At 53.4% G+C, this 24579-nt stretch carries 25 protein-coding genes and 1 rRNA gene; all 26 read left to right on the top strand.

The window, feature by feature from the left end:
• The first annotated feature begins 148 nt into the window (after positions 1 to 148).
• The 26 genes from rrf (at position 149) to rpoB (ending at position 24539) form a co-directional block, all read left to right on the top strand.
• Positions 149 to 265, top strand: a 5S ribosomal RNA gene (gene rrf, locus BLU70_RS09150).
• A gap of 297 nt (positions 266 to 562) precedes the next feature.
• On the top strand, positions 563 to 1030 hold the full coding sequence (locus BLU70_RS09155; protein WP_058095338.1) for a CtsR family transcriptional regulator: 468 nt from the start codon (positions 563 to 565) through the stop codon (positions 1028 to 1030).
• A 19-nt stretch (positions 1031 to 1049) separates the two neighbouring features.
• The gene (locus BLU70_RS09160) at positions 1050 to 1568 is read left to right on the top strand and encodes a UvrB/UvrC motif-containing protein (protein ID WP_040288506.1); all 519 of its coding nucleotides are present in this window, start codon (positions 1050 to 1052) and stop codon (positions 1566 to 1568) included.
• A gap of 12 nt (positions 1569 to 1580) precedes the next feature.
• Entirely contained in the window at positions 1581 to 2660 is a 1080-nt protein-coding gene (locus tag BLU70_RS09165; RefSeq protein WP_074693289.1) for a protein arginine kinase, read from the top strand.
• Positions 2657 to 5092, top strand: coding sequence for an ATP-dependent Clp protease ATP-binding subunit (locus BLU70_RS09170; RefSeq protein WP_040288508.1), 2436 nt, complete (start codon positions 2657 to 2659; stop codon positions 5090 to 5092). Before BLU70_RS09165 ends, BLU70_RS09170 begins: the two co-directional genes overlap by 4 nt.
• Positions 5093 to 5262: 170 nt before the next feature.
• Positions 5263 to 6615, top strand: a complete 1353-nt coding sequence (gene radA / locus BLU70_RS09175; RefSeq protein WP_040288568.1) for a DNA repair protein RadA — start codon at positions 5263 to 5265, stop codon at positions 6613 to 6615.
• A 9-nt stretch (positions 6616 to 6624) separates the two neighbouring features.
• A complete protein-coding gene (gene disA, locus BLU70_RS09180; protein ID WP_006445748.1) occupies positions 6625 to 7704 on the top strand; it encodes a DNA integrity scanning diadenylate cyclase DisA in 1080 nt (359 codons plus the stop codon).
• Between the two features lie 21 nt (positions 7705 to 7725).
• A complete protein-coding gene (gene pssA / locus BLU70_RS09185) occupies positions 7726 to 8457 on the top strand; it encodes a CDP-diacylglycerol--serine O-phosphatidyltransferase (RefSeq protein ID WP_074693290.1) in 732 nt (243 codons plus the stop codon).
• Positions 8458 to 8659: 202 nt separating this feature from the next.
• Entirely contained in the window at positions 8660 to 9748 is a 1089-nt protein-coding gene (locus BLU70_RS09190; protein ID WP_074693291.1) for a PIN/TRAM domain-containing protein, read from the top strand.
• Between the two features lie 126 nt (positions 9749 to 9874).
• Positions 9875 to 10606, top strand: a complete 732-nt coding sequence (locus BLU70_RS09195; protein WP_074693292.1) for an IspD/TarI family cytidylyltransferase — start codon at positions 9875 to 9877, stop codon at positions 10604 to 10606.
• Positions 10584 to 11084 (top strand): 2-C-methyl-D-erythritol 2,4-cyclodiphosphate synthase, encoded by a 501-nt coding sequence (ispF, locus tag BLU70_RS09200; protein WP_006445752.1) that lies wholly within the window; start codon positions 10584 to 10586, stop codon positions 11082 to 11084. Before BLU70_RS09195 ends, ispF begins: the two co-directional genes overlap by 23 nt.
• Complete coding sequence (gene gltX, locus BLU70_RS09205; RefSeq protein ID WP_006445753.1) at positions 11081 to 12529, top strand: glutamate--tRNA ligase; 1449 nt, start codon at positions 11081 to 11083, stop codon at positions 12527 to 12529. Before ispF ends, gltX begins: the two co-directional genes overlap by 4 nt.
• 27 nt (positions 12530 to 12556) lie before the next feature.
• Complete coding sequence (gene cysS, locus BLU70_RS09210; protein WP_074693293.1) at positions 12557 to 13981, top strand: cysteine--tRNA ligase; 1425 nt, start codon at positions 12557 to 12559, stop codon at positions 13979 to 13981.
• Positions 13978 to 14376: a Mini-ribonuclease 3 gene (locus BLU70_RS09215; protein WP_074693294.1), complete on the top strand. Its 399-nt coding sequence runs from the start codon at positions 13978 to 13980 to the stop codon at positions 14374 to 14376. Before cysS ends, BLU70_RS09215 begins: the two co-directional genes overlap by 4 nt.
• Positions 14377 to 14390: 14 nt before the next feature.
• Complete coding sequence (rlmB, locus tag BLU70_RS09220; RefSeq protein ID WP_100218565.1) at positions 14391 to 15173, top strand: 23S rRNA (guanosine(2251)-2'-O)-methyltransferase RlmB; 783 nt, start codon at positions 14391 to 14393, stop codon at positions 15171 to 15173.
• A complete protein-coding gene (locus BLU70_RS09225; protein ID WP_040288512.1) occupies positions 15148 to 15690 on the top strand; it encodes a YacP-like NYN domain-containing protein in 543 nt (180 codons plus the stop codon). Before rlmB ends, BLU70_RS09225 begins: the two co-directional genes overlap by 26 nt.
• A 115-nt stretch (positions 15691 to 15805) precedes the next feature.
• Complete coding sequence (gene sigH, locus BLU70_RS09230) at positions 15806 to 16462, top strand: RNA polymerase sporulation sigma factor SigH (RefSeq protein ID WP_006445758.1); 657 nt, start codon at positions 15806 to 15808, stop codon at positions 16460 to 16462.
• An 86-nt stretch (positions 16463 to 16548) separates the two neighbouring features.
• On the top strand, positions 16549 to 16698 hold the full coding sequence (gene rpmG, locus BLU70_RS09235; RefSeq protein ID WP_040288514.1) for a 50S ribosomal protein L33: 150 nt from the start codon (positions 16549 to 16551) through the stop codon (positions 16696 to 16698).
• A gap of 42 nt (positions 16699 to 16740) precedes the next feature.
• Positions 16741 to 16971, top strand: coding sequence for a preprotein translocase subunit SecE (gene secE, locus BLU70_RS09240; protein WP_006445760.1), 231 nt, complete (start codon positions 16741 to 16743; stop codon positions 16969 to 16971).
• A 37-nt stretch (positions 16972 to 17008) separates the two neighbouring features.
• Entirely contained in the window at positions 17009 to 17554 is a 546-nt protein-coding gene (nusG, locus tag BLU70_RS09245) for a transcription termination/antitermination protein NusG (RefSeq protein ID WP_074693295.1), read from the top strand.
• A gap of 126 nt (positions 17555 to 17680) precedes the next feature.
• Complete coding sequence (gene rplK, locus BLU70_RS09250; protein WP_143027511.1) at positions 17681 to 18109, top strand: 50S ribosomal protein L11; 429 nt, start codon at positions 17681 to 17683, stop codon at positions 18107 to 18109.
• A 54-nt stretch (positions 18110 to 18163) separates the two neighbouring features.
• Complete coding sequence (rplA, locus tag BLU70_RS09255; protein WP_074693297.1) at positions 18164 to 18865, top strand: 50S ribosomal protein L1; 702 nt, start codon at positions 18164 to 18166, stop codon at positions 18863 to 18865.
• Between the two features lie 159 nt (positions 18866 to 19024).
• Positions 19025 to 19552 (top strand): 50S ribosomal protein L10, encoded by a 528-nt coding sequence (rplJ, locus tag BLU70_RS09260; protein WP_040288516.1) that lies wholly within the window; start codon positions 19025 to 19027, stop codon positions 19550 to 19552.
• Between the two features lie 78 nt (positions 19553 to 19630).
• Complete coding sequence (rplL, locus tag BLU70_RS09265) at positions 19631 to 19999, top strand: 50S ribosomal protein L7/L12 (protein ID WP_040288518.1); 369 nt, start codon at positions 19631 to 19633, stop codon at positions 19997 to 19999.
• A gap of 63 nt (positions 20000 to 20062) precedes the next feature.
• Positions 20063 to 20659 carry a class I SAM-dependent methyltransferase gene (locus BLU70_RS09270; protein WP_040288520.1) on the top strand — a complete coding sequence of 199 codons (597 nt, stop codon included), beginning with the start codon at positions 20063 to 20065 and terminating at the stop codon, positions 20657 to 20659.
• A 361-nt stretch (positions 20660 to 21020) separates the two neighbouring features.
• Positions 21021 to 24539: a DNA-directed RNA polymerase subunit beta gene (gene rpoB, locus BLU70_RS09275; RefSeq protein WP_390854761.1), complete on the top strand. Its 3519-nt coding sequence runs from the start codon at positions 21021 to 21023 to the stop codon at positions 24537 to 24539.
• The last annotated feature ends 40 nt before the right edge of the window (positions 24540 to 24579 follow it).

Here is a 24579-nt window from a genome sequence, read left to right on the forward strand (position 1 = left end):
AAAGCCAAAGCCACGTGAGCGCCAGGACAAACGAATATAGCGCAAGGGTTGCGTGAAACACCATCTGAAGCGAAGTTGGGTCCGAGCGAACACATCTTCAGGCCGAAGGCCGAAGCCGTGTGAGCGAGGAGCAAACGAAGCATGATAGTCTGGTGACCATAGCGGAGGGGAAACACCCGTACCCATCCCGAACACGGACGTGAAGACCTCCAGCGCCGAGAATACTTGTCTCGAGAGGGACTGGGAAGGTAGGTCGTTGCCAGGCAAGAGAGAACAGAGTCAGGCGAAGTTGCCTGGCTCTGTTTTGCTATATGCACCATTCCCCGCCCACATCCCCGAAAACGAAAAGCTCATCCCGGCCGAGTGCATCGAGAGGCAGCGTGAGGCTTGACACGTCGACGCGAAAGGTACGAGCGCTCTCCACATGCCAAACTCACATTTTGTTTAGACTACGCGAAGGAAAGTTGCATTTGCCCTTCCCTGCTGTATAATATGGTCAATAAAAGTCAAAGTCAAAATACGTTAAAGGGCGGTGCTGCCAAACAAATGGAGGTTGCGGCCAATGGGCAATAACATTTCGGATATCATCGAACAGTACCTGAAACGTATTTTAGAGGAAAGCGACTTCGATATGGTCGAAATTCAGCGCAGTGAATTGGCCGAGCAGTTCCATTGCGTTCCGTCTCAGATTAACTATGTGATCAGTACTCGTTTTACGGTCGATCACGGATATATCGTCGAGTCCAAACGAGGTGGCGGAGGTTACATCCGAATTCGGCGGGTGAAGTTGGATCGGGAACACTTAGTGTTGGAAGTGCTGCGCTCTCTCGGGGACGAGATCAGTCAGGCGACAGGTGAGGCTCTCATCGAGCGGCTATATCGTGAGGGCTGGGTCACGCGTCGTGAAGCGCAAATGCTTCAAAATATGTTGCGCCGCGAGGTTCTTGCTGTAGACCTTCCATTACGGGACAAATTGCGAGCCAAGCTATTGTATGGTGCGTTACAGGTGATCGCTGCTCATCGGGACTGAGGAAACGAGGTGTTCGGCTGTGTTGTGTGAGCGATGCCATGAGCGTCCGGCGACGGTTCATGTGACGAAAATTATCAATGGTGAAAAGACGGGTTATCATTTGTGTGAGGTTTGTGCAAAAGAGCAAGGAGAGGTGATGAACCCATTCCTTGCAGGCAATGCGTTCGATTTTAACAAGTTGTTAAGTGGACTTCTCAGCATGGATTCATCGCCTGGATTTGCGCCTGTGCAGGCGCAGGTTCAGCCTCGATGTGGAACCTGCGGAATGACCTACAACCAGTTCACGCAGGTCGGTAGGTTTGGCTGCCCGGACTGCTACGATAGCTTTGCGGCCAGATTGGAGCCTCTTCTACGAAGAATTCAGACTGGAAACCGTCATACGGGTAAGGTGCCCGTGAAGTCAGGAGCAAAGATTAAGAGACTACGTCAATTGGACGCTTTGCGCCGTGAATTGCAGCAAGCCGTCGCTCAGGAACAGTTTGAACGGGCCGCAGAGTTGCGGGATCAAATTCGCATGTTGGAGCAGACGTCGGAATAAGGAGGAAGTGGTATGTCACTCAGCGACTTTTTGCAGAGGGCAGTCAGCAAATGGATGCGGGAGGGCGGCCCCGAAGACGACATTGTGCTCACGAGCCGCATTCGCGTTGCCCGCAACCTGCAGGGTTACCCATTTCCCATTCTGCAGACCGACAGCCATGCGGATGAGATCGTGCGGTTGATGGAACAGGCCATACAGTCGCCGGTTATGCAACAACTCGGGAACTATGAAATGGTTCGCTGTCGCGAATTATCGCCGCTGGATCGGCAGGTCTTTGTGGAGAAGCACTTGATCAGTCCCGATCTAGCACAGCAAGAAAAGCATGGGGCGATGGTGATTCGTGAAGATGAGCTCGTGAGCATCATGGTGAACGAAGAAGATCACTTGCGAATCCAGTGTATTTTACCGGGATTGCAACTGCTCGATGGCTGGCGGATGGCTAGTGCCATTGACGACGCGTTAGAGCAACATCTCACATATGCATTTCACGACCAATATGGCTATTTGACGGCATGTCCTACGAATGTCGGCACTGGGATTCGAGCTTCGGTGATGATGCATCTGCCAGGACTGGCGTTGACGGGAAGTATCAACCGCATGTTGACTGCTGTGTCACAGGTCGGTTTGGCAGTACGAGGGATTTATGGGGAAGGTTCTGAATCATACGGGAATCTGTACCAGGTATCAAACCAAATTACGCTCGGCGAGACTGAAGAAGAGATTGTTGCCAATTTGCAGAGTGTCGTTTATCAACTGATTGAACATGAGCGCAATGCGAGAAAGGCGTTGTTAGCTAGGAATCGTACACAGCTCGAAGACAGAGTTAGCCGCTCGTTTGGCATTCTGGCATACGCCCGTCGCATCGACACGAAGGAGACCATGGAGCGCTTATCGGATGTTCGCTTGGGCATTGATCTGGGCATTATTCAAGGCGTGTCCGCCGGCATTTTAAAAGAGTTGATGGTCATGACACAGCCGGCCTTTTTACAAAAGTATTATCATCGTGAACTTGCGGCGACAGAACGAGATATTCGCAGGGCGGCGCTGATTCGCGAAAGGTTACGTTTGGACGACTCGGAGGTGCATCGATAATGTACGCAAGATTTACGGAGCGAGCGCAAAGAGTGTTAGCCTTGGCGCAAGAAGAAGCGACAAGACTGAGTCATCCAGGAGTGGGCACTGAACATATTCTGCTAGGTCTTGTCCGCGAAGGTGAGGGTATCGCCGCGCGCGCTTTGCAAATGTTGGGCGTTCAAGCAGATAAAGTGCAACAGGAAGTCGAGCGGATCATCGGCAAAGGCCAGGGTCAAGTCAGCGCGATGACCTACACGCCGCGCGCCAAAAAGGTGATTGAGCTGTCCATTGATGAGGCTCGCAAGCTCAACCATTCTTATGTCGGCACTGAACATATTCTGCTCGGTCTTATCCGCGAGGGTGAAGGGGTTGCGGCGCGGGTTTTGGCAAACATGAACGTCAGCTTGAATAAAGCCCGCCAACAGGTGCTGCAACTCCTTGGTGGTGACGCGGTCGATCTCGCAGGGGATAAAGACAGCTCAGTAGGTACTCCGACACTCGACAGCCTCGCTCGCGACTTAACGCAGATGGCGCGTGATGGCAAGCTCGATCCGGTGATTGGACGCGCCAACGAGATCGAACGCGTGATTCAAGTGTTGTCTCGGCGTACAAAAAACAATCCCGTTCTGATTGGCGAACCTGGCGTCGGTAAGACGGCTATCGCCGAGGGCCTAGCACAGCGTATTGTGGCCGGAGACATTCCGGAGACGCTGCGCAACAAGCGCGTGATGGTGCTCGATATGGGGACAGTCGTCGCGGGAACGAAGTATCGCGGTGAATTTGAAGATCGCCTAAAGAAAATCATGGACGAAATTCGGCAGGCGGGTAACATCATTTTGTTTATCGACGAGTTGCACACGTTAATTGGTGCGGGCGGCGCCGAGGGTGCAATTGATGCATCCAATATCCTGAAGCCAGCATTAGCCCGTGGGGAACTTCAGTGCATTGGTGCAACCACCTTAGATGAGTACCGCAAACATATTGAAAAGGACGCGGCACTGGAACGCCGCTTTCAGCCCATCACGGTCGATCAACCGTCTCCAGAAGAGGCCTTGGAGATACTTCGTGGGTTGCGCGATCGTTATGAGGCCCATCATCGCGTAAAAATTACCGATGAGGCTTTGGAAGCCGCTGTGCGGATGTCGGATCGGTACATTTCGGATCGTTTCTTGCCAGATAAGGCCATCGACCTGATTGATGAGGCAGGTTCGCGCGTGCGCTTGCGGACGCACACTGCACCGCCGAATCTCAAGGAACTCGAGCAGAAGTTAGAAAAGGTTCGCAGTGAGAAAGATGCTGCTGTGCAAAGTCAGGAGTTTGAACAAGCGGCCAGCTTGCGCGATCAGGAGCAAAAGATTAAGCAGGAGCTTGAACAATTGAAGGAGCGCTGGCAGCAGACGCAGCAACACGATGATGTCCGGGTTACGGCGGATGACATCGCGCATGTGGTGGCGGCTTGGACCGGTATACCCGTGAAGCAGTTGGCGCAAGAGGAATCGGAGCGGCTGTTGCATATGGAACAACTTCTGCACGAGCGCGTGATTGGTCAAGATGAGGCGGTGCAAGCCGTATCGCGTGCCATCAGGAGGGCGCGTGCCGGCTTAAAGGATCCGAAGCGCCCAATTGGCTCTTTCATTTTCCTTGGTCCAACCGGCGTGGGTAAGACGGAATTGGCACGTGCCTTGGCCGAATCTATGTTTGGCGATGAAGATGCTCTTATTCGCATCGACATGTCCGAGTTTATGGAGCGCCACACGACCTCCCGTCTCGTAGGTTCACCCCCGGGATATGTCGGCTACGAGGAGGGCGGGCAACTCACGGAAAAGGTACGCCGTAAGCCCTATTCGGTCGTGTTGCTCGACGAGATCGAAAAGGCACATCCAGAGGTGTTTAATATCTTGCTGCAAGTGCTGGATGATGGCCGCTTGACCGATGGTAAAGGTAGGACGGTCGATTTTCGCAACACGGTCATCATCATGACGTCGAACGTCGGAGCTGAGGAGTTGCGCAAAGGTGGAAGTGTGGGTTTCAAGCGCGACGAAAGCAGTCGCTATCTCGATATGAAAGACAAGGTCATGCAAGATTTGAAGAAGACGTTTCGCCCTGAGTTTCTCAATCGCATTGACGAAATCATCGTCTTCCACTCACTTGATGAAGACCATATCGGCAGGATTGTCGACATGATGGTGCATAACCTCCAGCGTCGCTTGAAGGAACAAGAGATCGAATTTACGCTGACTGACGAGGCTAAGAAATTCTTGTCCAAGGAAGGATTCGATCCGCAGTATGGCGCACGCCCATTGCAACGGGCGATTGTCCGCCATATCGAGGACCGGCTATCGGAGGCCTTATTGTCCGGCCAAATTAAGAAAGGCGACAGCGTCGTGTTGGGCCTCGATGGCGATCACCTGCGCATCGAACAGGTCAATCAGCATCCTGTAGGCGTATAACAGGCGACAGGCTGAATGAAAGCAGCCGCCCAGCTCTATTGGGGCATGTGGGCGGCTGTTTTCGTGTGAACAATGATTGTGTTGGATCACCGGATCATCTCCTGTCCGCCATGGACGAATCTCCAGAGTTCTGTATCATGTGTGGTGAGGAAGAGGAAGGCGGGAAGGTATTGCCGAAGACGAAAACACAGTACGTGTGTCAGTCCTGTGGACATGTCGAGGTCAAATGGATGGGGCGCTGTCCCGGGTGCGGCGAATGGAATACGCTTATCGAGGAAGTCACTACATCGGCCCCGCATCGGGTAGCGGGAAGTCCTACGCGCAGTCAGGCGTTACCTATTTTATCGATTCCAGCACAAGGAGAACGGCGCTTTCAGACGGGCGTTCAGGAATGTGATTATGTCCTTGGCGGTGGTGTTGTACCGGGATCGCTTGTCCTGATTGGTGGTGACCCGGGCATTGGCAAGTCGACATTGTTGCTTCAGGTGTCACATGCCATCGCCCGCTCCGGTAGACGGGTTTTGTATATATCAGGTGAGGAAAGCGCCACGCAAATTCGGCTGCGAGCCGAGCGATTGGGAACGGTGCATGATGATCTCTTTGTGCTAGCAGAAACGGATCTTGATCTCGCCATTGAAGCTGCGGGACAGTTGCGTCCTGACTTTTTAATTGTCGACTCGATTCAAACTGTCTTTCGGCCGGGATTGACGTCGGCTCCTGGTAGTGTTGCGCAGGTGCGCGAATGTACTGGGGTTTTGTTGCGCTTTGCAAAGTCACAGAATATCGCCACGTTCATTGTTGGCCACGTCACCAAAGACGGTGCCATCGCTGGACCGCGCATGTTGGAGCACATGGTCGATGCCGTTTTATACTTTGAAGGCGAGCGACATCATATGTATAGAGTATTGCGCGCTGTGAAGAATCGGTTCGGGTCGACGAATGAGTTAGCGGTCTTCGAAATGCGGGACGATGGCTTGCGCGAAGTCGCAAATCCCTCTTTGTTGTTTTTATCAGAGAGGCGGGTCATGGCACCCGGATCCGCCGTGGTCGCAGCGATGGAGGGCAGGCGTCCGTTGTTGCTTGAAGTGCAGGCGTTAGTGGCACCTACCAGTTTCGGTACACCACGCCGCATGACGACAGGGGCAGATCTGCAGCGTGTGAATATGTTGCTCGCCGTATTGGAGAGGCGGCTTGGCCTGCAAGTCGGGGCATCGGATGCATATGTCAATGTCGCTGGCGGCGTTCGAGTCGACGAACCTGCGGTCGATCTCGGCATCGCCCTCGCACTTGTGTCAAGTCATCGCGATAGGCCGCTGGCACATGGCGACCTGTATATTGGCGAGATCGGGTTGACCGCGGAAGTAAGAGCTGTGACGAGGCTTTCGGAACGACTTCGCGAGGCGCGTAAGCTCGGGTTCGAGCGCTGTTTTGTACCCGCGGCGCAGACGATGACCGATTCAGTTGCCGGTCTCGAGGTTGTTCCGGTCCAATCAGTTCAAGACGCAATACAGAAGGCCTTTTGAGGTGACATTGTGAAAGAAGACGCGAAACGAGAAGCCGCAATTAATAAAATTCTCCGTATGGTGGCACCTGGGACCGTGTTGCGCGAGGGGATAGAGAACATTCTTCGAGCCAAGACGGGGGGGTTAATTGTCGTCGGCGCATCGGACACAGTTCTGTCGATCATGGACGGAGGTTTCTCCATCCAATGCGAATTGACGCCGTCCCATCTCTACGAGTTGGCCAAGATGGACGGTGCGATTATCATCAGTGAGGACGCTCGGCGGGTGCATTATGCCAATACAAATCTGAATCCAGATCACACCATACCAACCTCGGAGACGGGTACGCGCCATCGAACGGCTGAACGCGTCGCCCGGCAGAGCGGGCATCTGGTCATCTGCATTTCCCAGCGTAGAAATGTGATAACCCTGTATCAAGGCAACTTCAAATATGTCTTGCGCGACATTGGCGTCATCTTGACGAAAGCAAATCAAGCATTGCAGACCCTGGAAAAATATAAGACGGTATTAGAACAAGAGCTGACGGATCTCACTGCACTGGAATTCGAAGAGGCCGTAACGCTGGACGAAGTGACGACGGTGTTACAGCGATTCGAAACAGTATTGCGTGTGACGGCTGAAATTCGGCGCTACATCATTGAGCTGGGCAGCGAGGGGCGTCTCGTCAGCATGCAACTTGAGGAGTTGGTAGCCAACCTCGACGAGCAGGCGTACCTTCTTCTTAAAGACTTTGTAAGTCCTGAATCGACGCATACGCCGCATCAAATTATGTCGCAAATCCACAGCATGTCGGCGGAAGAGTTACTCGATGGCAGTCTCATGGCACGTGCACTCGGTTATTCACCAAGTGCAAATCAACTAGAGGAGACCGTTTCATCGCGCGGCTACCGAGTGTTGAACAAAATTAGCCGGCTTCCACAACCAGTTATTGAGAACCTTGTTGAGCATTTCGGCGTCCTTTCTAACATATTGAAAGCCAGTATTGCCGATCTCGACAAAGTGGAGGGGGTGGGGCCGGTTCGGGCGCGGATGATCCGCAACGGACTCAGCCGCATACAGGAACAAGTTCTGATTGAACGGCAGATTTGACATCATGGGAGGCGTCTTCGGTTGTTCATTCGCGCGATTCCAAACGCGTTGACGTTGTTCAATCTCGTGGTCGGTGTCGCCGCTGCGTTAGTTGCTTTACATGGGCGATTGGACGAAGCGGCACTTCTTGTTGTCTTGGGCATGTTGCTCGACGGTCTCGATGGAAGAGCCGCGCGCTTGCTCCACGCCGAAAGTGAGTTTGGTAAGCAACTTGATTCCTTGTCGGATATGGTCACGTTTGGTGTTGCACCCGTCGTGGTCATGTACCAGGTGCAATTGCGACAGTTAGGTTTGCTGGGAGACTTGCTGGCTGTGTTATTTCCGATTTGTGGTGCCTTACGCTTAGCGCGTTTCAACACGCAAACGAAGGTACGCAACTACTTCGTTGGTCTTCCCATTACCGCTGCCGGTGGCGTGCTTGCGACCATGGCCTTGATGAAACCTGTTCTCCATCCAGCACAGGTGATCCTACCGGCGGGCCTGTTCATTTTGTCGCTATTAATGGTCAGTTCCGTACGCTACCCGAATTTTAAACGGGTGTCGTATCCTAAGTCGGTGTTTGTGCTTGTGCCCGTGTTTGCCATGACTATTTTCGTATTGATCAGGTGTCACATCGTGCGCACCGATTGGCTGGCGTTCGGAATTCTCGGCCTTTACGCATTGTATGGTGTTATGCGTTCCATCCGATATAGGCTACTGACCGCAAGACGACGTTCGACGCCAACAGATATGGCGACGAGGTCTAAAGATTAATGTGCATACTTCGATAACTGTGGGACGCAGCGCCCCTGAATCGGCTTTTGACGAGCTGTCGGGGCAATGGTACACTGGAACTAGCACCCCAATATTTGCAAGGCTACTTGTGTTTTTTCATTATACTTTCCATCGTTTTTCATCAATTTTGATTAGGCTTGGATAAAGGAAGTGCATACTAACGGTAGGAGGTGACGCCGCCATGATGAAGAAGGTCGTCCATCTGTTTTTTATCGTATTGGGAGTCGTTCTAGGTTATCAGCTTTGCCCGGACTTATTCATTCACGTATTTCATCTTCATCACTCGCTGCTGACGTCAAATTGGTTTGGCGCCGCCATTGGCGGGGCGCTACTCTTGGTTGCGACCATTTCCTTGGCAGGCTACGTTTCGGCGCTTTTGCGCTGGCTGGAGGAACGTTTGAAAAGTGCACCGCTCGCCGACATTCTCGGTGGAACCATCGGGATGGTGATTGGTCTCGTTGTGGCTTACCTGTTTTCTCCTGAAATTCGTTCCATCCCGGTGGTTGGGGTGGCCGTTCAGTTTTTCGTGGCGGTCTTTTTTGCGTATCTGGGATTGCGCATTGGTTTTACCAAGCGAGAAGAACTCTTCAATTTGTTTTCCGGACGTTTGTCACTGAAAGAACGCGGTGAAGCCCGAGATAAAAAGGGAGCATTGCGCCCGGGCGACGCCAAACTGCTCGATACATCGGTCATCATCGATGGCCGAATCGCTGATTTGGTGGATACGGGCTTCGTCGACGGCACGTTGATTATTGCCTCGTTTGTGCTTGAGGAGCTGCAACATATTGCAGATTCGTCAGACGTGCTCAAACGCAATCGAGGGCGCCGTGGCCTCGATGTGCTGAATCGAATTCAGAAGGAGTCCAAAGCGACAGTTCAAATCGTCGAGATCGACTTCGACGATATACAGGAAGTGGACTCCAAACTGGTGCGGCTTGCAAAGCAAATGCACGGTAAGGTGATGACAAACGATTTTAACTTGAATAAGGTCTGTGAATTGCAGGGTGTACCCGTGCTCAATATCAATGATCTTGCGAATGCGCTGAAACCTGTCGTGTTGCCCGGCGAAGAATTGCACGTACAGGTGATTAAAGACGGCAAGGAATACAATCAAGGTGTGGCGTATTTAGATGATGGTACGATGATTGTCATCGAAGGCGGTCGTGAATACATTGGCGGCAGGGTGACCGTTTTGGTAACGAGTGTTTTGCAGACGTCGGCGGGTCGAATGATTTTTGCTAAACCGAAATTACTAGAGAAGGCTTTGTGATGAGATCAAGCCTAAATTGCACAGCACGCAGTTCGAAAAGGCGAGGGGTACCTGACGAAAGTCGGTGCTCCTCGGCTTTTCCATGCTTGGACATGGTATTCCAGGATGGAAAGGTAGGAGGCAAACATGTATCTTGCAATTGTCGTCGCCGCGGGCGAAGGCCGGCGCATGGGTTTTAAGAAGCAGTTTCTCGATCTCGCGGGAAGGCCTATGTGGTTACGCTCCGCAGAAGCTATGCTGGCTGGCGGTGCGGAGCGCGTGGTTGTCGTTACAGGAGAAGCTGATGTGACACGCATGCGTGAAGAATGGGCTGTCTATGGCTGTGATGATCGTATTTCTTTTGTACAGGGGGGCGCGACGCGCCACGAATCCGTGACGGCAGGCATGCGTGCGCTATTGGCCATGGTAAGCGAGACGGGCTTTTACATTCGTGAAACCGTCGCTGCGGTACACGATGGCGCGCGCCCGTTCGTACAAGCTGAAGATGTGGTTCGCGTCTACACAGCTGCGGCCGAGCATGGTGGAGCGGTACTCGGCAAACCGTGCCGAGATACGGTAAAGTGGGTGGAAGGGCAGCACGTGGAACGTACCATCTCGCGGGACAAGCTGTTTTTGGCGGAAACTCCACAGGCCATCCGCGGAGATTGGATTCAGCAGGCGTACTTTGGGGATTTACCCCTGGCATCGCCTACGGATGACAGCTCGCTCATGGAGGCGCTTGGCATTCCGGTTGCGGCTGTCGAATCGAACAGTTATAACGGGAAAGTGACGACGCCAGCGGATCTTGCATATGCGGAGTGGCTGGCAAATCGGTTGTGGGGGAGTCTGGAAGACCATGCGAATCGGATTCGGATATGACGTGCATCCCATCGGTTCAGATCGGCCTTTGGTGCTTGGGGGCGTGCATATCGAGGCGCCTTTTGGCCTGGTTGGGCACTCGGATGCGGACGTGATTGCGCATGCGGTTATGGACGCGATGTTGGGCGCGCTCGCGCTGGGTGATATCGGTGCCCATTTTCCGCCTGGCGATGAGACGTATCGCGGTGCGGATAGCATGGAGTTGATGGCGCACGTAGTCGCACTCATCGCGAAGGAAGGCTATGGTCTGGGCAACGTTGACGTCATGGTTTTGGCGGAGAAACCCAAGCTGTTACCTCACGTGCCTGCCATGCGGGAAAACATTGCACGCGTCTGTGGGGTCGATCCCGGACAGGTATCAATCAAAGCGACAACGACCGAGAAACTTGGATTCGTCGGGCGAGGGGAAGGTATCGCAGCTCAAGCCGTCGCTTTGCTGGTCAAGGCTGATGAATCTATCAGGGAGGTGGCAAGATGACTGTACGGGTGCGCTTTGCGCCAAGTCCCACGGGACATTTACATATCGGCAGCGTACGCACAGCGCTGTTTAACTTTTTGTTTGCGCGCCATCACGGCGGCCAATTTATCTTGCGTCTTGAGGACACGGACACAAATCGAAATGTAGAGGGGGCGGACATTCAATTTCTCGATGGGTTCCGCTGGCTCGGGATCAAGTGGGACGAAGGTTTCGACGTCGGCGGTCCCTATACCCCGTATCGCTGTATGGAGCGGCTTGACATCTATCGCCAGTACATCGATCGGTTACTCCGGGAAGGCAAGGCTTACCCATGTTTTTGTACGGATGACGATCTCGCAGCAGAGCGCAATCAAGCGGAACGGGAAGGGAGGATCCCGCGCTACAGTGGGCGCTGCCGCCATTTACCCGAGGCCCTGCGCGAGTCGAGAATGGCCAGCGGCGAACCCTACAGCATTCGCTTCATCGTGGAACCTGGTCGCGAACTGGTGGTACACGACTTGATTCGCGGTGACGTGTCATTCCAGTCGGATGATATCGGCGACTTTGTCATTGTGAAGTCGAACGGTATTCCCACGTACAATTTCCAGGTAGTCATCGACGATATTGAGATGCACATCACACATGTCATTCGTGCAGAAGAGCACTTATCCAACACGCCGCGGCAGTTGCTTGTTTATGAAGCCTTTGGCGCAACTCCGCCTGCATTCGCTCATCTGCCCATCGTCCTTGACGAGCAACGCAAAAAGTTGAGCAAGCGGGATCCGAATGTGCTGCCTATTGCGACGTATCAATCGCTAGGGTATCTGCCTGAGGCATTCATCAACTTCCTTGCTTTGCTCGGTTGGTCTCCTGGCGGCGAGCAGGAGTTGTTTACAGTCGATGAGCTTTGTCGGCTGTTTGATCTCGATCGCGTTGGGAAGTCGGGGGCTGTCTTTGATGTCGAAAAGCTAAACTGGATGGCGAATCAGTATTTTAAGGCCCTGCCCGTCGCACAAGCCGCACGCATGGTTCGGGAACAGTTGGATCGAGCAGGCATTGGGCTTCCTGCACATGCCGATGACACGTGGTTGGAGGAGGTTGTGTCGCTATATCAAGATGGGATGCGCTGTGCACATGATTTTATTGAGATGAGCAAGACGTTTTTCACGCGGCAGGTCGAGTGGGAGGACGACGCCATTGTATTGTTGCGGGATCCAACTGCGCGATCGGTCGTTGAGGCGTACTTGGCGCACTGCCGTGAGGCTGGCGAAGCATGGACCGCAGAGGCGAGTCGCGAGCGGTTCAAACGTGTGCAAGCGGATCTTGGTGTTAAAGGGCGGCAGTTGTTTATGCCTGTCCGGGCGGCCTTGACGGGGCAACTTCATGGCCCGGATCTTCAAAAGACGATTGCGCTATTGTCGCAGAAGGTTGTCATCGAGAGGTTGAGCGCAGCACTTGCTGGTTAGGAATCGGTTGGGAAAGGGTGGACGAGATTGAGTATCGTTCTTTACAACAGCATGAGCGGGGAAAAGGAACCACTGCAGACCATCGAGCCTGGTAAGGTGAGATTCTACGCCTGTGGACCAACCGTCTATCACTATTTTCACCTGGGCAATGCTCGCATGTTCGTCGCCTTTGACACCATTCGCCGATATCTGGAGTATCGAGGTTACGACGTTCGGTTTGTGCAGAACTTCACTGACGTCGACGACCGCATCATTCAGCGTGCCAATGAACTCGGTGTAAATCCGCGTGAACTGGCAAAACAGAATATCGCGGACTACTTTGCGGATGCAGAGGCGCTGTTTATCAGGCCGGCAACGGTACACCCACGGGTGACGGAATGCATACCGGAGATCATCCGGTTTATTGAAGATTTGATTCGAGATGGTCACGCCTACGAGCGGAACGGCAGCGTTTACTTTGATACCTCGTCGTTTCCGGAATACGGGAAGCTATCGCATCAGTCCCCGGACGACATGCGCGCTGGCTACCGGATCGATATTCAAGACGAAAAAGACGACCCAACCGACTTCGCCTTATGGAAGGCGGCGAAGCCCGGTGAAGAGTTTTGGCAGAGCCCTTGGGGTGTTGGGCGCCCAGGATGGCACATCGAGTGCTCGGTTATGAATTTGTTGTATCTTGGCGAACAAATTGACATTCACGCCGGCGGTCGTGATTTGATTTTTCCGCATCACGAAAACGAGATCGCGCAGAGTGAGGCTCACTCAGGCAAGGTGTTCGCGCGCTACTGGTTGCATAATGGCACATTGAATATCAATGGTGAGAAGATGTCGAAGTCGACAGGAAACTTCATCATGACGCGGGACTTGTTGGCTCGCCGCGACGGTCGCAGTGTACGCTTTTTTCTACTCAGCGCTCACTATAGGCATCCGCTCAATTATACGGAAGAAGCCTTAACCCAGGCTGAGCAGGGGTTGGGGCGGATCGATCGCCTGCTTCGCAGCATCGATCACCATCTTGCTGCGCTGACCGAACGCGCTGATGTCGTACCTGTTACCGGGGCGTTGCCCGGGACAACCGCAACAGGTGATTGTGCCAAGATCCGTACAGCCTTTGTGGCGGCGATGGATGACGATTTTAATACAGCCGATGCAATTTCTGCGATTTTCGACGGCGTGCGTCTAATCAACACGCGACTCGAGTCCGAGCGATTGACAATGGCGGATTTGGAAGCTTACCGCAACTTGATCGTAGAGTTGCTTGATGTCCTTGGGATTCCAGAACAGCATGCGGCGCAGCTTGAGGCTGAGGTGGAGGCGCTGATTCAGGAGCGGCAGTCTGCGCGGGCTCGACGGGATTTTGCGAGAGCCGACGAGATTCGGGATATTTTAAAGCACCGTGGCATTATTCTCGAAGATACGCCGCAGGGTACGCGTTGGAGCTTTGAGTCATGAAACAGTTGTGGCGAGTCGAGGATATTTCGCCACTTGGACTGGCGTTCATCGGGGATGCAATCTGGGAGATTTATGCGCGCAATCACTGCCTTAATTTAGGTGTCCGCAGGCCACGCGATTTGCATCTGCGTTGCACTCGCTACGTTGCCGCCTCGGCGCAGGCTGAGGCCCTGAAGATGCTGGAACCCGTGCTGAATGAGGCGGAATTGGAGATGGTCCGGCGTGGGCGAAATCAGAAGTCGGCGCACGTCAGGCGCAATGTCGATGTCCTCGTCTATCGCTACAGCACCGGCTTTGAAGCTTTGATTGGCTATTTACATGCGACAGACCAAATTGAGCGGCTACACGAATTGGCGGCCTTGGCGCTGGCGTATTTGGACGAGATCGAACGGTGAGGGAGTGTATGCCGATGAATCGCAACAAGGGACGGCGCTTGCAACAGGTACCCCGGAGCGCATCAGAACATGTGGAAGCAGGGACAGCGCTGATTAAAGGGCGTCACCCTGTGGCGACGGCTTTGTCAGAAGGCCGTCCGGTGAACAAAGTGCTGATTGCGGAAGGTACCGAAGGACTGCAACATGTTGTGGCACGAGCGCGCGAACAGGGGGTGCTCGTACAATTTGTTCCGCGATCGCGCCTCGATGTCATAGCGGGTGATCATCACCAAGGTGTTGTAGCATTTGTCGCTCCGTACGCCTATGTCGATCTCGATACGGTCGTCGCGCGCAACACGGGGCACGCGCCGTTGGTCGTGGTCATCGACGGGGTAACGGATCCCCACAACCTAGGCGCCATTGCCCGTACTGCCGAGGCGGCAGGCAGTCAAGGCATTGTGATCAGCAAACATCGGGCTAGCCCACTGACAGAGACGGTGGCCAAGGCGGCAGCTGGTGCGCTCGAGTATTTGCCGGTCGCGCGTGTTGCGAACCTCGTTCAGGCGCTGAAAGAATTGAAGGAGCGCGGATATTGGGTGGTCGGGACCGACGTGGAGGCCAAGACTAGTCTGACAAGCGTGGATTATTCAGGCCCCACGGTTGTGGTCATTGGTTCGGAAGGTGAAGGTATGCATCGGTTGGTCCGCGAAACGTGTGACTTTCTTGTCTCGATCCCGATTCTTGGACAGGTGCAAAGTCTAAACGCATCGGTCGCGGCGGGGGTCATGCTGTATGAAGTCGTCCGTCAGCGCACGTAAGCGGAAAGGCCAGCGCTGTCTGATTGTCGATGGATACAACGTCATCGCGCGGCGGGCGGGCAGGGCCCTGGCACAAATTGTCGATCTCGAGCAAGCTCGGCGGGATATGGAAGATCTGCTGAGCCAGTATCGCGCTATCTACGACGAGGATGTGGTCTTGGTCTATGACGCCCATCAGCGAGATGGGTTAGGGGCGCTTGAGGAGCGCAGCGGCATTCGCATCGTATACACGGACACAGGCGAAACGGCCGACGCTCGAATCGAACGCTTGGTCTACGACATGCGCGACGACTACCGCGAGATCACAGTCGCGACGTCCGACGCGGCGGAACAGCAAGTTTCCTTCGGGGGAGGAGCCTTGCGTATTTCGGCCAACGAGCTACTGCGGCGGATCGATAGAATGCAAGATTATATCATTCGACAGACGCAGCAGGAAAACGGCAAATTGCGACATACGCTCGCAGATACGCTGGGTACGGATGTGGCGAAGCAGCTCGACAAATGGCGAAGAACATAGTGACGAAGGCTGAAGATCGCCGTCAGAATGCATATTTTTCTGCTCTATCACAATTGCTTCTCGTAGATTACATAATGTATAATGGCGTCATTCACGAGGCTCGGGGTGATACAGTTTGTCGACACAGCCGACACAGTTGGACGCCGATGTAACGCTATACGAAGAGCAAACCGACGAAGAACTGGTAGAAGCGGTTCGTCAAGGTGACACCGACGCGCTCGAGTATCTTATCCAGAAATACAAAAACTTTGTGCGGGCAAAGGCGAGATCCTACTTTCTAATTGGCGCGGATCGTGAAGATATTGTTCAGGAAGGTATGATTGGGCTGTACAAGTCCATTCGTGACTTTCGTGGGGACAAGCTTTCCTCCTTCAAGGCGTTCGCTGAACTGTGTATCACGCGCCAAATTATTACCGCTATTAAAACTGCAACGAGGCAAAAGCACATTCCTCTCAATTCTTATGTCTCGCTTGACAAGCCGATTTACGACGAGGATTCAGATAGAACTCTGCTCGACGTGATTTGTACGGTAAGAGTAGCGGATCCGGAAGAATTGATTATAAACCAGGAAGAGTTTGACGATATTGAAGATAAGATGTCAGAGTTGTTGAGTGATTTAGAAAGAAAGGTCCTGATGCTTTACCTGGATGGGAGATCGTATCAGGAGATTGCTGTTGACTTGGCGAGACATGTCAAATCGATTGACAACGCACTACAACGTGTCAAACGCAAACTTGAGAAATACTTGACGGTTCGCAATGTCATATGCTAATGTGATGCAGGTATGAGTCCCCGGTTTCGGGGGTTCTTCTGTTTTTGTGTCGCCAATTCGTTTCGCTGTTCGGGGAGGTGCTTGGGATGCGCGAAATTATCACCCTTGCTTGCACAGATTGCAAACAGAGAAACTACACCACGATGAAGAACAAGAAGAATGATCCAGACCGGATCGAACTGAAGAAGTATTGTCCGACCTGCAATTCGCACACGACGCACCGTGAAACCCGCTAATTCCTGCGGCTGAGCGAACGGCGATAGAAGGAGCATCCGAACGTGGCAAAGCCAAACGATACGTTGGTGGAAGTGAACGAGCAAAAGAGATCCGGTTTTATCGCCTTTTTTGCGGAATCGTTTCGCGAATTGCGGCGCGTCCGCTGGCCCAAGCGCCGTGACGTCGTCGTATATACGACTGCCTCGCTTTTGGTGTGCGCCATTCTGGGGTTGTTGATATGGGGATTCGACATCGGCGTTGCGCGTCTGATGTCGGTAATCGGTGTAGATTAAGGCGTCTTGGGGGTGTCCGGGCCTACGGCCTGTGCTGATGGAAAACCTCGAAAAGAACTGGTACGTCATCCACACGTATTCTGGCTACGAAAACAAGGTCAAAAGCAACTTGGAGAGCCGCGTGCAGACGATGGGTATGGAGGATCGCATCTTTACGATTCTCGTACCGACGGAAGAAGAGCTTGAGATCAAGAATGGCAAAAAGCGCGTGGTGCAGCGCAAGACGTATCCGGGTTACGTCTTGGTCGAGATGATCATGACAGATGACTCTTGGTATGTTGTTCGCAATACGCCGGGTGTAACTGGGTTTGTCGGGTCGACTGGCGCTGGTTCGAAGCCTGTTCCGCTTATGCCGCATGAAGTGCAGGCAATTCTGAAGTCGATGGGCGTCAATCAACCGCGTCCAATTGTGTCGTTTGACGTCGGTGAAGTTGTGCGCCTTGTTGAAGGGCCATTTGCCGATATGGTGGGTACCGTCGAAGAGGTTGAGCCGGAACACCAGAAACTAAAGGTGCTGGTGTCGATGTTTGGGCGGGAGACACCGCTCGAGGTCGATTATACGCAAGTTGAGCACCTGACATGACATGGGCAGCAAGTTGGGTGGTTCGCCATCCACTTTCTGTGGCTCGCTGTGCGAGTCGTATAGATGGTTTCAAGTGGGAGGGCTATGCCCGAAACACCACATTCTGAAGTGAAGGAGGTGGCTGTGTTGCCGAAAAAGGTTATCAAGGTTGTGAAATTGCAAATTCCAGCCGGGAAAGCAACACCTGCGCCGCCGGTAGGTCCTGCGCTTGGTCAAGCGCAAGTTGGCAACATCATGGGGTTTTGTAAGGAATTCAATGCGCGCACTGCAGATCAGGTCGGTCTGATCATCCCGGTGGTGCTGTACGTCTACGAAGATCGTTCGTACACGTTTGACCTCAAGACTCCGCCCGCTGCTGTCCTGCTGAAAAAGGCTGCCGGTATCGAATCTGGTTCGGCTGAGCCCAACCGCAATAAGGTTGCGACATTGACTCGTGACAAGGTGCGCGAGATTGCCGAGCAGAAGATGCCCGACTTAAACGCTTCGTCGATTGAAGCGGCGATGCGGATGGTCGAAGGGACGGCTCGCAGCATGGGCATCACGATTACCGACTGATTGGCGGCGGATCGTGGGAGGTTGTAAAACCGAATACCACATGGAGGTGAAACGATGGCGAAGTTGAGCAAGCGTGCCCAAGAGTTGGCGAAGCTCGTGGAGCGCGATAAATTGTACGAAGTTGACGAAGCTTTCTCGTTGGTGAAGCAAACGGCGAAGGCGAAGTTTGACGAAACGGTTGAAGTCGCTGTCCGTCTGGGTGTGGACCCGAAGAAGCAGGATCAGCAGGTGCGCGGTGCGGTCGTTCTTCCGCACGGTACTGGTAAAACAGCTCGCGTCTTGGTTTTTGCGAAGGGTGATAAGGCCCGCGAAGCCACGGAAGCCGGCGCTGATTATGTGGGTGACGAGGATTTAATCCAGAGGGTTTCGCAAGGTTGGTTCGACTTTGATGTTGTCGTGGCAACGCCTGATATGATGGCGTCGGTCAGCCGATTGGGTCGTATCCTTGGTCCTCGTGGTTTGATGCCAAATCCCAAGACGGGAACGGTTACTTTTGAGGTTGCTCGCGCTGTGAATGAGATTAAAGCGGGTAAGATTGAGTACCGTTTGGACAAGGCTGGGATTATTCACTGTCCAATTGGAAAGGCTTCCTTCGGGGTTGACCAATTGGCTGGCAATTTCCGTGCGTTGATTGGTGCATTGATTAAGGCGAAGCCTTCGGGTGCCAAGGGTGTATATGTACGCGGCATCACGATTTCATCGACGATGGGGCCTGGTATTCGCGTCAATACACAACGTGCGGTAGCTGGCGAATAACGCATTGTAAACAAGCGAAATACGACCGTAGACAGCAGGTCCTTGGATAGTGCCGAGGTTAAAGTTGCCTGCCGAGGTGTTGCAGATAGCCTTTGTGGCTGATGGGCGCCTCGTGCTGTCGAGGCGCCTTTCGTGTATCCGTTGGAGGAGGTGGATGGTTTGGCTGTACGCGCAGAAAAAGAACAGTTGGTTCAGAGTGTCGCGGAACGCCTCGAGCGCAGCAAGAGCGTGGTGCTTGCGGATTACCGCGGTTTGAATGTCGCTGAAGACACAGAACTCCGGACGCGGTTGCGCGCTGCTGGTGTGGAATATGCGGTCATTAAGAACACGATGACCAGTCGCGCTGCGAAGCAGGTAAATCTCGAAGGGTTAGATGAGTTCCTCTCTGGCCCGACGGCCATTGCATTTGGTTACGAAGATGCCGTGACGCCTGCAAAGATTTTGCATGAGTTCGCGCGTGAGCACAAAGCGCTGGAACTCAAGGGTGGCGTTGTCGAAGGGCGGATCGTCTCAGGTGCGGAGCTCGCAGAGATTGCGAAATTGCCTTCCCGTGAAGGTTTGCTCTCGATGTTGCTCAGCGTTTTGCAAGCGCCAATGCGCAATCTTGCGTACGTGGTCTCGCAGGTTGCCGAGAAGAATGGCGGAGCTGGTGCTGCATCTGAGGTCGAAGCCGCTCCTGCCGAGTAATGCGCGCCCTGTGCGCTTGTGGTTATAAAAATCGACTTGTAGACCGGTTAGGAATGTATATCTAAGGAGGTTATCTCATTGACAACAGCAGAAATCTTGGAAGCCGTTAAAAATATGACGGTGCTCGAATTGAACGAATTGGTCAAGGCTATTGAAGAGGAGTTTGGCGTTACAGCGGCGGCTCCTGTTGCTATCGCTGGTGCTGGTGCGGTTGCTGACGGCGGTGCCGCTGAGCAAACGGAATTTGATGTCATCCTTGCAAACGCAGGTGCTTCGAAGATTGGCGTTATCAAGGTTGTTCGTGAAATCACTGGTCTCGGCTTGAAGGAAGCTAAGGACCTTGTTGACAATGCTCCGAAGCCGCTTAAGGAGAAGGTTTCGAAGGAAGAGGCGGAAAGCATCAAGGCTAAGCTCGAAGAGGCTGGCGCTTCCGTCGAAATCAAGTAAGCTTCCCTTTCGTGAGGGTGCCCGTTTCTTGGGCACCCTTTTTGTTATCGTGGGGGTGTGAACATGACGGATCATTACTATAGCCAAAGGCCATCCGTTGCGAGTGATGAACGTAAGATTCATATCGATGTGCGTGGCGTGTCGATCGATCTTGTTACGGATCGCGGCGTGTTTGCCAAGGGTGGATTGGATGAAGCGACGCGCCGATTGATTGAAACGGTAGATTTGGCTGGTGCTACTGAGGCCTTGGATCTGGGGACTGGGTACGGTGTGGTAACGGCGGTGCTGGGCAGGGTGTATCCAGGGATACAGTGGACGCTTATTGACATCAATGAGCGAGCCATCGACCTTGCCGTGCGCAATACGGTAGGTTTGCTCAGAAAGCCGGTGGCCCTCGTGAATGACGGCATACCGGACGACATGGAAGCTGTTTTCGATCACGTCTTGCTGAATCCGCCTATCCGTGCTGGGAAATTGGTGATGTATCGTTTGTATGAGCAGTCGAAACGCGCTTTGCGAAAGCGAGGTAAGTTGTGGGTTGTCATTCAGAAAAAACATGGAGCGCCTTCGACCTTGGAGGAATTGCGGAGACGCTTCGGTGTTGTCGAGATCGTCTATAAAAAATCTGGTTATTTCATTTTCTGCGCAGAAAAAGATTGATCAGCTTACGCAGTTGTGATAACCTTATCCAATGCAAACTGTGATGATTGGACGGATGCGCACCTCTTTACTGAATAAACTCCATGGTTTTTGGAAATAGGTGAATACGAACCGACGTGTCCATGAACGTCTAGTATGGCGATGTGCAAAGAGAAGATTCTGCATGTATGTGTTGCTTGCGGCGATGTGGACTCCTTTTTGGGAGACTCACGCGCATGCGTGGCGCAGCATGTCAGAGGTCGTCTCTTCGTCGTCTGTGGGCGCTAGTCCGAGAGTCAACAGGCCTCATCTTCTATAAGCCTCACAAAGTATCGCATCGTCCAACAAATCCGCTTGAGGGGTGACGGTTTTGCAGGGACATATGGTCAAGTACGGATGGGCGGAGCGTCGTAGCTACTCGCGCATTCGTGAAGTCCTCGATCTTCCCAACCTGATTGAAATCCAGCAAAAATCGTATGAATGGTTCTTGCGTGAAGGACTCCGTGAAATGTTTGCCGACATTTCCCCGATTCAGGACTTCACGGGCAATCTAGTGCTCGAATTCATCGACTACAGTCTCGGCGAGCCGAAATATGACGTCGAAGAGTCGAAGGAACGCGATGTCACGTATGCTGCTCCGCTTCGTGTCAAGGTGCGTTTGCTGAATAAAGAGACCGGGGAAGTGAAGGAACAGGAAGTGTTCCTTGGTGACTTTCCGCTGATGACAGACACGGGAACGTTCATTATCAACGGAGCCGAGCGCGTGATTGTCAGCCAGTTGGTCCGGTCGCCTAGTGTCTATTATAGCAGTAAGATCGACAAAAATGGCAAACGTACGTTCGCTGCTACTGTAATTCCAAACCGCGGTGCTTGGTTGGAATTCGAAACCGATGCGAAGGACGTCGTCTATGTCAGGATCGACCGTACGCGCAAATTGCCGATCACGGTGTTGCTGCGTGCGCTTGGCCTTTCGTCTGATCACGAAATCATCGACCTGTTGGGTGAGGATGAGTACCTGCAGAACACTCTCGATAAAGACACGACCGATTCGACGGAACGAGCTTTGGTGGAGATCTACGAGCGCCTGCGACCGGGCGAGCCGCCGACGGTGGAAAATGCCCGGGCGTTGTTGGCGTCGCGTTTCTTTGATCCAAAGCGCTACGATTTGGCGAGTGTCGGTCGCTATAAAATCAATAAGAAACTGCATTTGAAAAACCGGCTTTTAAATCAACGGTTGGCTGAGACGCTCGTCGATGCGGACACCGGTGAGATCATTGCAGAGGCAGGGGCGGTGCTCGATCGCCGGACGTTGGACCGGGTGATTCCGCATTTGAACGGCAACGTGGGCCGTTTCACGATTCGTGCCACACGGGATCTGCTTGAGGACGAAGTTGTGCCGTTGCAGATGATCAAGATTTTTAGCCCATCCGAGGACGGGCGCGTATTGCATGTGATCAGCAACGGTGAATTGCCGTCTGACGTGAAATACATCACGCCGTCCGATATCTTGGCGGCTGTGTCGTATTTCTTTAACTTGTTGCGTGGGGTTGGTACGACTGACGATATCGATCATTTGGGGAATCGTCGTCTGCGCTCCGTTGGCGAGTTGCTACAGAATCAGTTTCGCATCGGGTTGTCGCGCATGGAACGGGTCGTTCGTGAGCGAATGTCCATTCAGGATGCGAGTGCTATCACTCCACAGGCACTGATCAACATTCGTCCGGTGATCGCGGCTATTAAGGAATTCTTTGGTTCTAGCCAGTTGTCACAATTTATGGATCAAACCAACCCGTTGGCGGAGTTGACGCACAAGCGTCGTCTGTCTGCCTTGGGGCCGGGTGGCTTGACGCGCGAGCGTGCCGGTTTCGAAGTGCGCGACGTTCACTATTCCCACTACGGGCGCATGTGTCCGATTGAAACTCCCGAAGGCCCAAACATCGGGCTTATCAACTCGTTATCGACGTATGCCCGGATCAATGAGTATGGCTTTATTGAAACGCCGTATCGTCGAGTTGATCCTGAGACCGGTGTCGTCACGGATCAAATTGATTATTTGACGGCTGATGAGGAAGAGAACTATGTCATTGCGCAGGCAAACGAGCCGCTGACAGAAGATGGCCGTCTCGCTTCGGAAGAAATCACGGTTCGATCCCGCGAAGACGTGATTACGGTCAATCGGGATCGCATCGATTATATGGACGTGTCTCCGAAGCAAGTCGTGTCGGTTGCGACGGCTTTGATCCCGTTCCTCGAAAATGACGATGCGAACCGTGCTTTGATGGGCTCGAACATGCAACGCCAAGCGGTTCCGCTGTTGGTGACCGACTCGCCGTATGTCGGCACAGGTATGGAACATCAGGCTGCGAAAGACTCCGGCGTTTGCGTCGTCTCGCGTCATAACGGTGTGGTCGAACGCGCGACGGCTCGTGAGGTCTGGGTCCGCCAAGAAGCGGAAGTCGATGGCAAGGTCGTCAAGGGCGATCTCGCTAAGTACCGGTTGATTAAGTTTGCGAGATCGAACCAAAACACATGCATTAACCAGCGGCCAATTGTGCGTGAGGGCCAGCGAGTCAAGGTTGGCGATATTTTGGCCGATGGACCTGCAACTCAGAACGGCGAGCTGGCGCTTGGACGCAATGTGCTTGTCGCGTTCATGACGTGGGAGGGCTACAACTACGAAGACGCCATCCTGCTATCTGAAAAGATGGTCAAGGAAGACGTCTATACGTCAATTCACATCGAGGAGTACGAAATCGAGGCGCGCGATACGAAGTTGGGGCCAGAGGAGATCACGCGTGACATTCCGAATGTCGGCGAAGATGCTCTGAAAAACCTCGACGAGCGCGGCATCATCCGGATTGGCGCAGAAATCCGCACGGGCGATATCTTGGTTGGTAAAGTGACGCCCAAAGGCGTGACGGAGCTGACAGCGGAAGAACGCTTGTTGCATGCCATCTTCGGAGAAAAGGCGCGCGAGGTGCGCGATACCTCGTTGCGCGTCCCACATGGTGGCGCCGGGATCGTGGTGGATGTCAAAGTGTTCACCCGTGAAAATGGGGACGAACTGCCGGCGGGTGTCAATGAACTGGTGCGCGTGTACATCGCACAGAAACGCAAGATTTCGGAAGGCGACAAAATGGCTGGTCGACATGGTAACAAGGGTGTTGTCGCCCGCATTTTGCCGGAGGAAGACATGCCGTTCCTAGAAGATGGAACACCGGTCGAAATCGTGCTGAATCCGCTCGGCGTTCCGTCCCGTATGAATATCGGACAGGTGCTTGAGACTCACTTGGGCATGGCAGCGAAGGTGCTCGGGCTGAAAATGGCGACGCCTGTCTTCGATGGGGCGCATCCTGAAGATGTGTTTTCGACGCTGAAAGAAGCTGGGTTGCCTGAGGATGGAAAGCAGGTTCTGTACGACGGGCGCAGCGGTGAGCCATTTGAGAACCGTGTTACGGTTGGCTACGTCTATATGCTGAAGTTGCACCACCTCGTTGACGATAAGATTCATGCTCGTTCGACGGGCCCGTATTCTTTGGTGACTCAGCAACCGTTGGGTGGTAAGGCGCAGTTCGGTGGCCAGAGGTTCGGTGAGATGGAGGTTTGGGCGCTCGAAGCGTATGGCGCTGCATACACCTTGCAAGAAATTCTCACGGTCAAATCCGACGACGTCGTTGGTCGCGTAAAGACGTACGAAGCCATTGTGAAGGGTGAAAACGTACCGGAACCAGGCGTGCCGGAGTCTTTCAAGGTCTTGATCAAGGAGCTGCAAAGCCTTGGTATGGATGTGAAGATCCTCAGTGGTGACGAACGCGAGATCGAGATGAAGGAGATCGACGAGGACGACGACGGGTCGGAAAAGCTCAACTTGAATCTCGAATACAACGAAGTCGGCGATTGACCAGACGGTGTCCGTTGAAGCAGGCGCTACGATTGGAGGG

The organism is Alicyclobacillus hesperidum (assembly GCF_900107035.1).
Classification (GTDB): Bacteria; Bacillota; Bacilli; order Alicyclobacillales; family Alicyclobacillaceae; genus Alicyclobacillus; species Alicyclobacillus hesperidum.

Coding starts and splice junctions, on each gene's coding strand:
- BLU70_RS09155 (WP_058095338.1), top strand. CDS start 563: ATGGGCAATAACATTTCGGATATCATCGAACAGTACCTGAAACGTATT.
- BLU70_RS09165 (WP_074693289.1), top strand. CDS start 1,581: ATGTCACTCAGCGACTTTTTGCAGAGGGCAGTCAGCAAATGGATGCGG.
- BLU70_RS09190 (WP_074693291.1), top strand. CDS start 8,660: ATGATGAAGAAGGTCGTCCATCTGTTTTTTATCGTATTGGGAGTCGTT.
- BLU70_RS09195 (WP_074693292.1), top strand. CDS start 9,875: ATGTATCTTGCAATTGTCGTCGCCGCGGGCGAAGGCCGGCGCATGGGT.
- ispF (WP_006445752.1), top strand. CDS start 10,584: ATGCGAATCGGATTCGGATATGACGTGCATCCCATCGGTTCAGATCGG.
- gltX (WP_006445753.1), top strand. CDS start 11,081: ATGACTGTACGGGTGCGCTTTGCGCCAAGTCCCACGGGACATTTACAT.
- BLU70_RS09215 (WP_074693294.1), top strand. CDS start 13,978: ATGAAACAGTTGTGGCGAGTCGAGGATATTTCGCCACTTGGACTGGCG.
- rlmB (WP_100218565.1), top strand. CDS start 14,391: ATGAATCGCAACAAGGGACGGCGCTTGCAACAGGTACCCCGGAGCGCA.
- BLU70_RS09225 (WP_040288512.1), top strand. CDS start 15,148: ATGAAGTCGTCCGTCAGCGCACGTAAGCGGAAAGGCCAGCGCTGTCTG.
- rpmG (WP_040288514.1), top strand. CDS start 16,549: ATGCGCGAAATTATCACCCTTGCTTGCACAGATTGCAAACAGAGAAAC.
- nusG (WP_074693295.1), top strand. CDS start 17,009: ATGGAAAACCTCGAAAAGAACTGGTACGTCATCCACACGTATTCTGGC.
- rplA (WP_074693297.1), top strand. CDS start 18,164: ATGGCGAAGTTGAGCAAGCGTGCCCAAGAGTTGGCGAAGCTCGTGGAG.
- BLU70_RS09270 (WP_040288520.1), top strand. CDS start 20,063: ATGACGGATCATTACTATAGCCAAAGGCCATCCGTTGCGAGTGATGAA.
- rpoB (WP_390854761.1), top strand. CDS start 21,021: ATGGTCAAGTACGGATGGGCGGAGCGTCGTAGCTACTCGCGCATTCGT.